The sequence below is a fragment of the Lysinibacillus sp. FW12 genome (assembly GCF_050817245.1).
GTDB lineage: Bacteria > Bacillota > Bacilli > Bacillales_A > Planococcaceae > Lysinibacillus > Lysinibacillus irui.
Genome location: NZ_CP139094.1, coordinates 2,100,701 through 2,113,391, shown reverse-complemented (window position 1 = coordinate 2,113,391; position 12,691 = coordinate 2,100,701). Strand labels below are relative to the sequence as shown.

At 36.9% G+C, this 12,691-nt stretch carries 13 protein-coding genes and 1 riboswitch; of the genes, 6 read left to right on the top strand and 7 right to left on the bottom strand.

The genetic code is table 11. The features are described from left to right. Positions 1-882, bottom strand: coding sequence for a LysR family transcriptional regulator (locus SJW71_RS10720; RefSeq protein WP_312506469.1), 882 nt, complete (start codon positions 880-882; stop codon positions 1-3). Positions 883-1,018: 136 nt separating this feature from the next. On the opposite strand from SJW71_RS10720, the gene SJW71_RS10715 reads away from it, so the two are divergent. Further along, positions 1,019-1,777, top strand: coding sequence for an SDR family NAD(P)-dependent oxidoreductase (locus SJW71_RS10715; protein WP_322606592.1), 759 nt, complete (start codon positions 1,019-1,021; stop codon positions 1,775-1,777). A 229-nt stretch (positions 1,778-2,006) separates the two neighbouring features. Here SJW71_RS10715 and SJW71_RS10710 read toward each other — a convergent pair whose 3' ends face one another. Then, on the bottom strand, positions 2,007-2,849 hold the full coding sequence (locus SJW71_RS10710; protein ID WP_341386437.1) for an MBL fold metallo-hydrolase: 843 nt from the start codon (positions 2,847-2,849) through the stop codon (positions 2,007-2,009). A gap of 270 nt (positions 2,850-3,119) precedes the next feature. Here SJW71_RS10710 and SJW71_RS10705 point away from each other — a divergent pair, with 270 nt between their 5' ends. Both SJW71_RS10705 and SJW71_RS10700 read left to right on the top strand, forming a co-directional pair. Then, positions 3,120-3,344 carry a hypothetical protein gene (locus SJW71_RS10705; protein WP_312506471.1) on the top strand — a complete coding sequence of 75 codons (225 nt, stop codon included), beginning with the start codon at positions 3,120-3,122 and terminating at the stop codon, positions 3,342-3,344. Positions 3,345-4,074: 730 nt separating this feature from the next. Beyond that, positions 4,075-4,551 (top strand): GNAT family N-acetyltransferase, encoded by a 477-nt coding sequence (locus tag SJW71_RS10700; RefSeq protein WP_312506472.1) that lies wholly within the window; start codon positions 4,075-4,077, stop codon positions 4,549-4,551. Positions 4,552-4,885: 334 nt separating this feature from the next. Here the strand turns inward: SJW71_RS10700 and SJW71_RS10695 are convergent, their stop codons facing one another. Continuing rightward, complete coding sequence (locus tag SJW71_RS10695; RefSeq protein ID WP_312506473.1) at positions 4,886-5,221, bottom strand: YolD-like family protein; 336 nt, start codon at positions 5,219-5,221, stop codon at positions 4,886-4,888. A 352-nt stretch (positions 5,222-5,573) separates the two neighbouring features. Here SJW71_RS10695 and SJW71_RS10690 point away from each other — a divergent pair, with 352 nt between their 5' ends. Next, positions 5,574-6,260 (top strand): cupin domain-containing protein, encoded by a 687-nt coding sequence (locus tag SJW71_RS10690; protein ID WP_396631799.1) that lies wholly within the window; start codon positions 5,574-5,576, stop codon positions 6,258-6,260. 97 nt (positions 6,261-6,357) lie between these two features. Beyond that, entirely contained in the window at positions 6,358-6,834 is a 477-nt protein-coding gene (locus SJW71_RS10685; protein WP_431812120.1) for a DUF3231 family protein, read from the top strand. A gap of 48 nt (positions 6,835-6,882) precedes the next feature. Here the strand turns inward: SJW71_RS10685 and SJW71_RS10680 are convergent, their stop codons facing one another. Beyond that, the gene (locus tag SJW71_RS10680) at positions 6,883-9,489 is read right to left on the bottom strand and encodes a cation-translocating P-type ATPase (protein WP_431812119.1); all 2,607 of its coding nucleotides are present in this window, start codon (positions 9,487-9,489) and stop codon (positions 6,883-6,885) included. A gap of 293 nt (positions 9,490-9,782) precedes the next feature. After that, positions 9,783-10,973 (bottom strand): MFS transporter, encoded by a 1,191-nt coding sequence (locus tag SJW71_RS10675; RefSeq protein ID WP_274793397.1) that lies wholly within the window; start codon positions 10,971-10,973, stop codon positions 9,783-9,785. Positions 10,974-11,095: 122 nt separating this feature from the next. Further along, positions 11,096-11,195: riboswitch (purine riboswitch) on the bottom strand. Positions 11,196-11,355: 160 nt separating this feature from the next. On the opposite strand from SJW71_RS10675, the gene SJW71_RS10670 reads away from it, so the two are divergent. Next, positions 11,356-11,559: a hypothetical protein gene (locus SJW71_RS10670; RefSeq protein ID WP_274793398.1), complete on the top strand. Its 204-nt coding sequence runs from the start codon at positions 11,356-11,358 to the stop codon at positions 11,557-11,559. A 33-nt stretch (positions 11,560-11,592) separates the two neighbouring features. Here SJW71_RS10670 and lepB read toward each other — a convergent pair whose 3' ends face one another. Both lepB and SJW71_RS10660 read right to left on the bottom strand, forming a co-directional pair. After that, positions 11,593-12,153: a signal peptidase I gene (gene lepB / locus SJW71_RS10665; RefSeq protein WP_274793399.1), complete on the bottom strand. Its 561-nt coding sequence runs from the start codon at positions 12,151-12,153 to the stop codon at positions 11,593-11,595. Positions 12,154-12,301: 148 nt separating this feature from the next. Then, the gene (locus SJW71_RS10660; protein WP_274793400.1) at positions 12,302-12,412 is read right to left on the bottom strand and encodes a transcriptional regulator; all 111 of its coding nucleotides are present in this window, start codon (positions 12,410-12,412) and stop codon (positions 12,302-12,304) included. Positions 12,413-12,691: the final 279 nt, after the last annotated feature.

The following is a 12,691-nucleotide window of genomic DNA, read 5'->3' as shown; positions in this document are numbered from 1 at the left end:
CTATTTCTTATCACTTAAAAAGTTGATCGCAAAATCACGAAAACTATTGACAACAAATGAACTCTTTCTGTTTTTATTCCAAGCAATGCCTACCGTTTGAAAGCATTCAGGATCTGAAATTTTCAATATCTTGGCATTATCTAAATACTGATCTAAAAAAGAATTTTTAAAAATAAAAGAGATGCCTTTCCCTTCATTCACTAATTGTAAAATGATTGACAAATCCTCTCCTTCAAATGCAATTTGTGGAGTAAAGCCTGCCTTTTCAAATAGTTGGTTTTCAGTTGCTCGGAAATTTTGCTCTGTTTCGGATAATATAAATAGCTCGTCCTTGGTTTCAATTAGTGAAACACTTTCTTTTACAGCAAGAGGATGATTTTTTGGAACGACTAAAAAAATCTCTTCTGTAAATAGTGGGACCCATTCTATTCTTCGATCAGCAATCGGATTGATAACAATCATTAAATCTATTTCACCATAAATTAATTTTTGTTGGGCTAATTTATCTGGTAATACATATTGTCGGATTTTAACGTTCGGACGCTTTTTATAAAAATTAAAAAACAGTTTGGGTAATAGTTTTGAATTCATGACATTTATGGCGACACTATCTTCTCTAATATTAGCTAGCTCTTGAATCTCTGTCTTTGCCTCATATAAATCATCTAGCGCTTTTTCCGCCTTCTCATAAAACATTCGCCCGTATTCATTTAAGCGAATCGATTTCCCTTTTCGATCAAAGAGTGGTACGCCAATATTTTCTTCTAAACGCGCAATCGTTTTGCTTAAGGAAGACTGTGATATTTCTAGTTCCAAAGCTGCTTTTGACATATGCTCTAAGCGGGCTACCATTAAAAAATATTCTATTTGTGTTAGTTGCATTTTTTGTCCTCCCTTCTCATGCTTATTACTATAAAGGAATAAGCTCATTCTTACAAAATTATTGAATACAATTTTTAAGGGACGCTATACTACACATGTAAACAATAAGCTCTATCAATAATAGGAGGCAGGAAATATGAACTTACAAGATTTCGAAGGTCGTGTTGTCTTAATAACTGGAGCAGCTACTGGTATTGGTCGTGCCACAGCACTTGCTTTTGCTCGCCGAGGTGCGAAAGTAGCCATTGGAGATGTCGATGATCGTGCACAAGAAACGGTTGAGCTAATCCAACAAGAAGGTGGAGAAGCTGTATTTTTTAAAACGGATGTAACAAACGCTGATCAATTAAAATTATTAGTACAACAAACAGTAGAAAAATTTGGTGGTCTCCATCACGCTTTCAACAATGCAGGTGTTTTAAATAAGCCAGCCAAATTCGTTGATATTGAAGAAGAGGCTTTTGATAAAGTAATGGCAGTGGATGTTAAAGGTGTATTTTTTGCTGTAAAACATGAGCTTGAATACATGATCGCAAATGGTGGCGGTACAATTGTTAACACTGCATCTGTAGCAGGTTTAATTGCCGATCCAAATATGGCCCCATACGTTACTGCCAAACACGCAGTCACTGGCTTAACGAAAGCGGCCGCAATCGATCATGCTGAAGATGGTATCCGTGTAAATGCTGTAGCACCGGGATTAACAGAAACACCAATGACACAAATGTGGAAAGATAATCCTGAAGTATGGAACGAGGTTGTTTCTAATGTACCAATGCGTCGCTCTGCTAAACCAGAAGAGATTGCTGAAGTAGTTGTCTTCCTTTCTTCAGATGCGGCAAGCTTCTGTAACGGTTATGTATACGGAGTAGATGGCGGGCAAGTTGCTCACTAAGCACTATTCTATACTTTAATATGTAAACAGTGTGGGTAGTTTTTACCCCACTGTTTTTTTCCTCTTCCTATCTATTACTTCTAGCTTTTAGCTCTATATTTCATTTACTTTTCAATTTATTTACAGTGGTTATGTTCATTACTACACAAACATACATTAATGGCGGGATAGCACCTTTAACATCGCCCCCAAGATGTTTTTGTACTGTGCTATCCCTCCCTATTTACAACTAATTGAGGTATTTACCGTGATTAGGTAAAGCAATTTGGTCAAAATCATCCACAAGTTTCTGAAGATTTTCTGTCAATTCTTCTCCTTCCATGGCTAAACCATGTCCTGTAATGGCAACAGAAGGTCTTAATTCCTTTAATTTTTTCACTGACTCATAAGCTGCTTGCCAATCCGTTGTCAAATATCTAGGTGGACCACTAATTTCTTTTGTCTGGGTCAATACTTTATAGAGAGATTCTTGTTTCACCGTTACAAAGGCATCTCCAACAATTAATGCACCATCTTCGCTTCTAAATAAAGAAATATGTCCTGGTGAATGCCCTGGCGTATGAATCCAATGGAATCCTGGCATATGGGGGACAGAACCATCTGAAGGAAGAGCACTCACGTTACTCCCTAATTGAATTGATTCATGCGGAAAAATAGGTGACATTTTAGCAATCAAACCACCGTTAACTGTAGAATCAGGTTGTGGATAATTTTGTTCTCCCGTTACATAGGGTAATTCCAAAGAATGCACATAGACAGGGACATTCCAATGTTTGATTAATTCAATAATGGCTCCCACATGATCAAAATGGCCGTGAGTCAATATAATAGCCTTGGGACGAGCATTGGCTCCAAAACGATTTTCCGCTACAGCAATGATTTCTTCCGCACTTTTCGGCATACCTGCATCTATTAGCACAAATTCATTGGCATTTTGACCGTACAGCACAATATTGACGATCTGTATTGTATATTGATATAAATCAGGTCGTACTTCTACGCCAATACCGCTCCCTACAGATGTCGCCGGTATAAATTTATAATCATCACCGTAATGTAAATCCTTGTCCATTTCCAAACCTACTTTCGCTTCATATTTTATCAAGACAAACCTATTTTTCCTTTCTTCAGTAAAATTAATGCATGCAAAAATTGTGATTAAAAACTGCATAAACCAAATACACTAAAGTGCCAAAAGTCTTCCATTGACTGTTAATACAATTGGAAGAGTATATTGTTTAATCGTTATAAGCTACTGACAAAACGACTCCCATTTTTAGGTATTTGACCTCCACACCTATTACCACTTCTTTCATATATTACAATAAAAGGAGTGGTAATTGTGCCTTGGCAACACGAGATCCCCTATTTAATCGGGCGGCCAGTCGGTGTTTCTTTTACAAATGGGCAGGGTACTTCTGGTGTCCTCTGCGGCGTTTCAGGTGGAAAGCTTCTTGTCCTCGAATATTTGTATCAAAGCCAATTTGCCTTAAAACAATACGATTTTCATATGATTCAAGATGTAAATGGCTTTCCACCTTGTCAGATGCAGCAGCCATTATACTAAAGACATCCATCTAGGATGTTTTTTTATTGGCACTCCTTAGTTGACATACAAGTTATCTATTGTCCTTTTTAATTGGAGTTTTTCTCACAGCGTTTTTTCAATACTTAAAGTATTTAGTTGAAATTAAAAGCTAGCGCTTAAGATAGATAACTATCTTAAAACGCTAGCTCATCATAATAATAGTAGTGTAAAGTTCTTTCAACTTTACGTACACTCCTTTTATTGGTATTTGGGGTCACTTTCGTCCAAGTGACCTCTTTTTGTCATTCCACGTTTCGCTGTTTTATCCTTTTACCCTATCAAACGGTATCATTGGAACATTCATACGACAAATTCGTTCTATAGGAGGGAGGAAAACAATGGGAATTAATTTAAATTTCTGGTCATTTGTTTTATCTTTAGGCTGCATCCTACTATTTTTTCTTTCAGGCACAATGAAAGACTTTTTTGTTACACAACTTCATTTTCATCCATTGACATTGACTCTACTCTTGTCCATTGCCTGTTTCTACCTCAGCTTTGTTGGAATGAAAGATGTAAAAAATTTAGCAACATTGCTACGAGGGATCATAACAATGTTGATCACACTTATCCTAATAATCAGTATCTCCTTCATTTTATTTTTTGGTAATTTTTTAAGTTAAACTATCCTAGCTGACATTATTTTTATACAAGCCTCCTTGACGAACATCTGTTCTGTAGTTAGAATAATAAAAAAGGAGGCTTTTTTATGCAAAAAACAGCGAACATTGAATTAGTACATTTTTCAGAAGATTATGTGGAGCAGTTACATAGTTTTGAACTACCGGAAGACCAACACCAATTTACAGCGCTTCCAAAAGAAATTTCCATAGAGACGGTTGGACAATATCCTATCGTCATATTAAGTGATCATGTGCCAGTTGGCTTTTTTGTTCTTCATGCAACTGACAGGGTAAAGGAATATTCTACAAACCCTAATGCTATGTTGTTAACTGCCTTATCCATCGATCATCAACAACAAGGTAAGGGCTATGCTAAAAAAGCAATGTTTGCACTTGCTGACTTTGTGAAGCAACATTTTAATGAATGTAATGAAGTGGTGTTAGTCGTCAATCACAAAAATATCGCCGCACAGCATCTTTATCACAAAGTGGGCTTTGTAGATAACGGAGAAAGAAGAATGGGGCCTATTGGTGAACAAATTGTTATGCAGTTACCACTTTAAAGAAACCGTCACTCATTTGTTTTTTCAAATGAGTGATGTTAAATTGTTTTAAAACAAGCTCTTCCAACTCGTTTTTTAACGAACACCTCATCATTTCCTACCGCAACATTCCGCGCATCGATAAAATAATGGTCTATAAAATGCCAGTATAAAGAATATGCTGTTTGGCGAGCTGACGTTTAATGTGAACATAATCCTTCTATAAAAACGTTAACAATGGAAGGGAACAATACACGCTTCATCTTAAAATGCTCTGACATTGTTAGATATGCTGCAATAATTTCACTGCAAAGTCGAGCTGTAAACATTGAGGTCTAATAGTCGATGCTCTCTATTATTCAAGGCCATCATCTTCTATATGGGCAGCATAAATATACTTTAAGGGAATATGCTTCGTTGTGGTGATAGTTTCTAGTAATAACTCCTCCTCATGCATCGCCTGAATGAAGCCTCCCCATTGAACATAATGAGCCTGATCCCATATAGTTAACATAATATAGTTATGTTGAACAATTGCTCGCGAGATCGTTTGCTGTAATTCTTCAAGCTCCCATTCAGTGCGTTCACGAGGTGGCTCTGTAAACACCTCTTGTTTCCATTCTTTCAAAAGCATTAAATGCTCTGGTAACATCATCGCTGTCCACTTCATTGTTCCTCTATCTTTTATCATTTTCTCCACTCCTTAAGCAAGTGTCCGCCATATAAGCCATTGCGTGAAACACCGTGCCCACTTTTGTATAGGAAGCAACTCGTAATAAAGCTAGCATTCCATATTTTCTAGGTATCCATTACATGACCATTGATGATAATAATGTTGAATGCTCCTTAACTTACTGTAGTTCGTAAACATAGCTCTCTGAAGAAGAAGAACAAATGTTCGTTTTTTATTATACGTATGTACTTTCTTAAATAGAAGTGGTAATTTTAGGTAAATTTAAAAAGGCAGATGAAGCAGGAGTTCCCACTGAGAGCTAGGCATTTGTGTAAGCCTAGCAATAATAGAAACATACTCTATGGTGATAATGAAGAGTACAATTGAAGTGAGAAAGGATGTAACTATAAACACAAATATTGATTATTCCTCCCCGTCTGCGGAATTCACTTTTGATGTCAACAAAAGTACGCTTTTTAAAAAGGATTCACGAAATTATATTAATGTGCTTGGCGTGGAACAATTAAATACATTAGAAAATGTATCTTTACTCGATATTTTTTTAAGTGAAGATAATGTTGTTGAGCCACATTACCATCAAAATGCAGCTGAGCTTGTCTATTGTATTACTGGGGCGGCGACAGTTTCCCTATTGAATCCCTTTACGAAGAAAATTCAAAACTATCCGATCAAGCCTGGGCAAGTCGCTAATGTACCACAGGGCTGGTGGCATTATGAAATAGCGACAGAAGATGACACCCATTTACTCGCTATTTTCGATGCGCCAACACCAGAAGTCATTTTAGGCTCTGATATATTGAAATTTACTCCAGCTAATATTATGGCTCACACGTATTGTTTAGATGAGGAACAATGGAAGAAAACCATTGCACCGGTTGTTCCAACAACTTATATTGGTCCAGCAAAAGGCTGTAATCATGTCAAATCAGCAACCGATAAACAAACGAAGCCAAAGCACTATATGAAACCATGTCCTTATCCGTATCCATATCGTTACCCTTATCCACATCCGTATCCCTATGGCACATATTATTAGTACGTTCTCTTAGTAAACTTTTATTGTAAAAGATGAATAGAATGTCATTTCTTGTCCATCCTAATCTTAGATAACCTAAGAGTTAGGAAGTGTCTCAATGTTAAAAGACAATCTAGCATCATTACGATTTAAGGAGATTTTTAAGCTTTGGTCACAGCTTGGTGTCAATCAAGGATATATTGCTTCAAGCCATGCCTTTTTTAAGCATACGCGTGATAAACAATTAAAGATAATGATCCTGGAGTTTATTCAATGTTTAAAAGAGGAAAATAAGCACCTGACATTGTTACTTAAGGAAAATGGCGTCTTGGCACCTACTACATCCATCGAGTATAATACGATGAAAATAACAGACCTTCGCGGCAAATCGATGATTAATGATGGTGAAATTAGTGCGATTTTATCCATGAATATCGCCTCCTCTTTAATTTCCGTAAGTCAAGCACTCGATCTGTCAGTGAAGAAGCCCCATTTAACAAAATATGGTGAACTTCATATGCGTTATTCACTACTGGGATCAAAATTGATTGACTATAGTCAGCGTAAAGGTTGGTTAGAGGCTCGTCCACGCTAAAAAGAAGCATCCGTTTCATCCATAACGGAAGCTTCTTTTTTTGACTTACTATCGTCTCCTAACGAACAGAAGCTTATACCATTGATTTACGAGGAATGGTAATACAGATAAGCTATAAATGAAGCCTAGCTGTGCAATCGACAATGGGGCAACCTCAAAGACTGTTGTGAGCATTGGCATAAACAAGACAAAGTGTAGGCTGAGCACACCGATTAAGAAAGCAAGCCATGTATATTTATTCGAGAATACACCAATAGCGAAAATCGACTCTTTGGATCTGGAGTTGAAACCATGCACTAATCTGGATAAACACAGTGTTGTAAAGGCCATTGTGCTAGCTGTTAACGTATCGCCTGTCGATAGACCAATTTGAAAAGCAATAATGGTGGAGATGGCAATTAAAATACCTTCTAATACTACTTGTGTCGTAAAGGCTTTATTTAATAAAGGTGTATGAATATTTCTAGGCTTGTCCTTCATCGTTTTCTTATTATTGGGCTCTAACCCAATGGCGATAGCTGGCAAACTATCCGTTAATAAGTTGATGAATAATAGATGGACAGGCGCAAAAGGAACAGGTAGGCCTAACACCGTTGCATATAACACAACAAAAATAGCTCCAGCATTACCAGATAATAAGAATAGAATAGCATTTTTTATATTCGTATAAATACTACGACCATTAGCGATTGCCTTAACAATCGTCGAAAAATTATCATCGGTTAAAATCATCGATGAGGCATCTTTTGCAACCTCTGTACCTGTTACCCCCATTGCGACACCAATATCTGCTTGTTTCAAGGCAGGTCCATCATTGACACCATCCCCTGTCATAGCAACAACATGACCTTTATCCTGCCAGGCTTTTACAATTCGAATTTTTTGTGCAGGTGTAACACGAGCATAGACAGAATAATCATCAATTTTATCTTGTAACTCTTGATCTGTTAAACCATCAAGGGCGTGTCCTTCAATCGCTTCTTCTGGATTTTGTAAAATACCAATTTGTTGGGCAATCGCCGTAGCTGTAATTTTATGGTCACCGGTAATCATAACGGGCTTAATGCCTGCATTTATACAGCTTTCCACTGCTTCTTTCGATTCTTTTCTTGGAGGATCCATCATCGCAACTAAGCCGACAAAGATTAAGTCACGTTCAGCTCTTGTATCAACGCTTTGCTGAGGGAAAACATCTTTATACGCAATGGCCAGCACACGTAAACCATTCATTGAAAAGTCACGATTGACCGCTTCAATTTTCTGACGATGCTGTGCGGTCATTTCAAAAATGCCTGTGGATGTTTTGATTCTCGTTACTTTGGGCAAGAGTACATCCAATGCCCCTTTCGTAATCATCACCGTTTGCTTGTCCATCTGATTTACCGTGCTCATAAGCTTTCTTGCCGAATCAAATGGAATTTCAGCCAAGCGTTTATATTGCTCTCGAATTTTCAGTTCATCAAGGCCGTACTGCTTTCCTAATTTCACAAGAGCAATTTCGGTAGGGTCGCCGATTTCTTTCTGATCTCGCTCTACAGCATCACTACATAAAAGTGCCTTGATCATCAGCTCTTTTTCCACTGGATTTGTTGGATTAAGCCAATCATGTGGTATCTTTTTCTGGTCGACAAAGACTTCTTGTACCACCATTTTATTTTCTGTTAAGGTCCCTGTTTTATCAGAACAAATAACTGAAACACTTCCTAAGCTTTCCACCGCATAAAGCTTACGGATAATCGCATTTTCCTTCGCCATCTTCTGCGTGCCAAAAGCTAATACGATAGTCACAATGGAACTTAGCGCCTCTGGGATTGCTGCAACAGCAAGGGAGACTGCAAACATAAATGATTCAACTAAGGCTCGTCCTCGAATAAGGTCAATTGTAAAAATAGCTAAACAAATGAGTGTAATCCCTAATGCTAATTTTTCACCGAATTGATCAAGACTAATTTGTAGGGGCGTTTTCTTCTCCTTGGCTGTATCGAGTAAATTCGCAATTTTGCCGATTTCTGTCTGCATGCCGATTGCCGTCACCATTACAATACCACGGCCATTAGTTACAAAGCTTCCTGAATACACCATGTTCTTCTTATCAGCAATGGTCACATTATTTTTTCGTATAGGATCTGTACTTTTGGCTACAGCAATCGATTCACCTGTTAGGGAACTTTCATTAATGTGTAAATTATGACATTCTAGTAGTCTGCCATCTGCATTGATGTAATCGCCCGCCTCCAATATCAGAAGATCTCCTATCACAATTTCCTCCGAAGGAATCTGCATTAGTTGATTGTTACGCATGACTTTGGCAATGGGAGAGGTCAACGCTTTCAGATTGTCTAGAGATTGTTCTGCTTTTACATGTTGTACAGTACCTAAAATAGCATTTAAAATCACTACAATCATAATAACAATCGTACTTTCTACTTCCCCTAGTAGAAATGAAACGAAGGCCGCAACGAGTAATATAATAACTAATAAATCTTTAAATTGTCCGAAAAATACAGCCCACGTACTTGTTTTTTTACCTTCCTCTAATACATTATAGCCATAGACCTGTTGCCTTTTTTGGACGTCATCATCGGTCAAGCCTTGTGGGGTGACGCTCAATATCTTCATGACTTCAGCAGACGATTGTTGATGATATTCAGTCATTGGGTTCTCCTTCCATTTACAAGATTTGAAGAGCTCCTACTATTTTTCTTGAAAATAGTAAGCGCACTTAAATCTCAAACTCCTATAAAATTCATTAACTACAACAATCTATTCCATATGTATTTAGAGTATGCTTAGAATTCATAGAGAAATTAATTTTGAAAGAGATACAAACATAGATTCAATCAAACTAAGTCTTAGCATAATTGCAGTTAATAGATCCAAAACCTCTGCTAAATCAAGCTAAAAAGGTATTGGAGATAGCTTCCCCAATACCTTTTAGGTTGTTTCTATTATGAGTTGTGGTGGGCTGATTGATAATCTCCATGCTGCTCCTGTCCAAGTGGCGCTCTTTTAATAGAGAAAATAGCACAACCTAATGCACAGAGAACTAGAATCGTTCCAAAGCTCGCTAAATGCATAACAGAATCAGTCAAAGCAAACATGGCGCCTCCAACTGCTGATCCAATGGATATCCCAATTTGAAGGGCAGCTGTATTTAAGCTCTGCTGAATATCGGATGATTTAGGATCAGTTTGAATTAAATAATTTTGTAATGGTGGTGTCAATGCCCAGCTTAATGCACCCCATAAAACTGTAAACACTAAAAATAGCGGTAAAGCAATGATCGTGTAAGGAATACTGAATAAAACTATAGCAAAGGCAGACACAATCAAAATAATGGCTTTACTCGTGCCAATTTTATCACTCACCCAGCCTCCTACTGCGTTCCCACTAACAGAGGCAATACCGAAGATTAAGTAACAAATACTAATCCATGAAGGACTCATATCAAATGCTTCTACTAAAAAAGGTGTTAAATAAGCGTAGAGCATGTAATGTCCTGCTAGCATAAACAACGTAGTTAACTGAGCTGTAAGGATTTTTAAATTAGCTAAAGATTTGATTTGTGCCTTCAGTGGCACTACTTCTCCGATTGGCATTTTTTCAAGTAATAAGGCAATTAAAATCATGGAAAGTGTTGACAGAATGCTAATGCCTAAAAATATAGCTCGCCAACCGAAAGCTTCTGTTATAAAAATACCCATTGGTACACCAATGACAAGCGCAGAGCTTACACCCATGAAAACGAGTCCTAACGCCTTGGCACGATGTTTAGGCTCAACAATTTTTGTCGTAATCGTTAAAGATAATACAATGACTAATGCTGTGCTCATCGCTGTGAAAATACGGGCAATTAGCACAATAATGAACGTTGTACTAAAGAAGGTCATTAAGTTACCTAACGTGAAAATAAATAATGATATTAAGAATAAGCGCTTCCTTTCCACCTTAGCTGTCAAGGATAACAGGACAGGCGCAGAAATAGCATAAACCAGTGCAAAAATCGTAATTAATTGCCCAGCTGTTGCTAAAGATACATGTAAATCCTCTGCAATATTTGGCAGTATCCCACCAACAATTAATTCAACTAACCCTACTGCAAAGGTAGTCACCGCAAGAATATAAACTCTCCAATTCATCGTAATCTCCCTTTCGTTACACTTTCATTTTTGCAGGAGATTTTTTTATGCATTACGCCGCAAGGTACGCTTCGGTACGCTACAAACTAACGGCTGAATCAACATAAAAAAATCCTGACTACAAAAATGAAGCAAAGTTTTGTAGTCAGGATTTTATGGTTCCTGGTAGAGACCCTCAATCCATATTATTGAGGTTATACAGATCAAATATTTACTTTAGCTATAGTAGCACATCAAAATTTCGTTGACAATAGCTTTTTTTATAGAATTAAATGATCTTATAAAACTGCCGAATCGAGAGAAAATTTCGAAATTCCGCTTATATTTTAATGAATTTGACCATACATATTAACATATACTAACTATTTTACGAGGTGATTGTTTGCGTATAGTAGGATTTGTCTGCTATTTTTTAATACTATTTTATGGCGTAGAATTAGTAGTAGAAGAGCTCACAATCGAAGAACCAGCTATTAGCTCTCCCGTGAAAAGTAAGGTATTGCCTATAAAAGAAACTGTTGAAAATTCAAGAGTTTGTGTCTATTACCCTACGTATAAGAGCTGTACAGATTTACCAAAAAACTAAAAGAGGTCACTCAAAGGAGTGGCCTCTTTTTCATTATTTTGAACCGATATGAAAATGGCTAAATGGATATAGTATTGCTTTAGATTCACCATAAACAGCGTCCTCTGAAATTAAACCGTAGTGGCGACTATCAAAACTTTTTAAACGGTTGTCCCCAAGCACAAAATACATGCCCTTTGGTACTTCTTTTTCATTAACTAATTGTTCCAAAGTAAAATTTTCTGTAATGCGTAATTGATTAGGATCATCTGTTTCACGATTAACATAATCTTCTTTGTATGCTTTCCCATTTACATACAATACATCATCTTTCATTTCAACTTTATCCCCTGGAAGACCTATTACTCTTTTAATATAGAGTTCATCCTCGGTAGGAGATTGGAAAACAATTTGATCGAATCGTTCAATTTTACTTGTTTTACTTACAATAATAATATCCTTATCATGATACGTCGGGTACATCGAAGCTCCCTGCACCTTAATTGGCGCAAATAAAAACTGCTTACAGCCAAAAACGACAACAGCCGTAATGACAATAATCTTGATGTAGGATAGTATTTCTTTTTTTAAATTTGTTGTTTTTTCCTCTTGCATGCTCATTCCCCGATACTGTTTTTTTAATAGTATAACATTTTCTATATACTATTGACGAATGAATCACGCAAATTGTTTCCAAATCAAAAAAAAAGACAATTGCTACAACGTAACATTGTCTAGTATTTATCCTTCTGTTGTGTAATCATTATGAATGGTTGGATTGTGTAGCAGAGAGACGCTGCTCGTTTAATAAATCGACTGCTAATACGATACCTACTGGTAGTGCAAATGCTAATAATATTGTGCCAAAAATCATCACAATCACTCCTTTTAACCATTTCTAATATCAGTATACATTTAATTTTCTGATTTTTCAAGCTACATTGAAAAATGAACTAGCTCTATTCATTAAAAAAAAATCATTCAACTAGGCATGCACCCTACCTGAATGATTTTTTATCTTTACATATACAATTTTAAACATAATAGTTGTAGGCCTCTAATAGCTGATTGGACTGGATTTCTTCGCACTTTGCGTTTAGGTACATAGCTTTGCATGCACTGATTAAGCGCTGTATACCTAAGCACCTGGGTC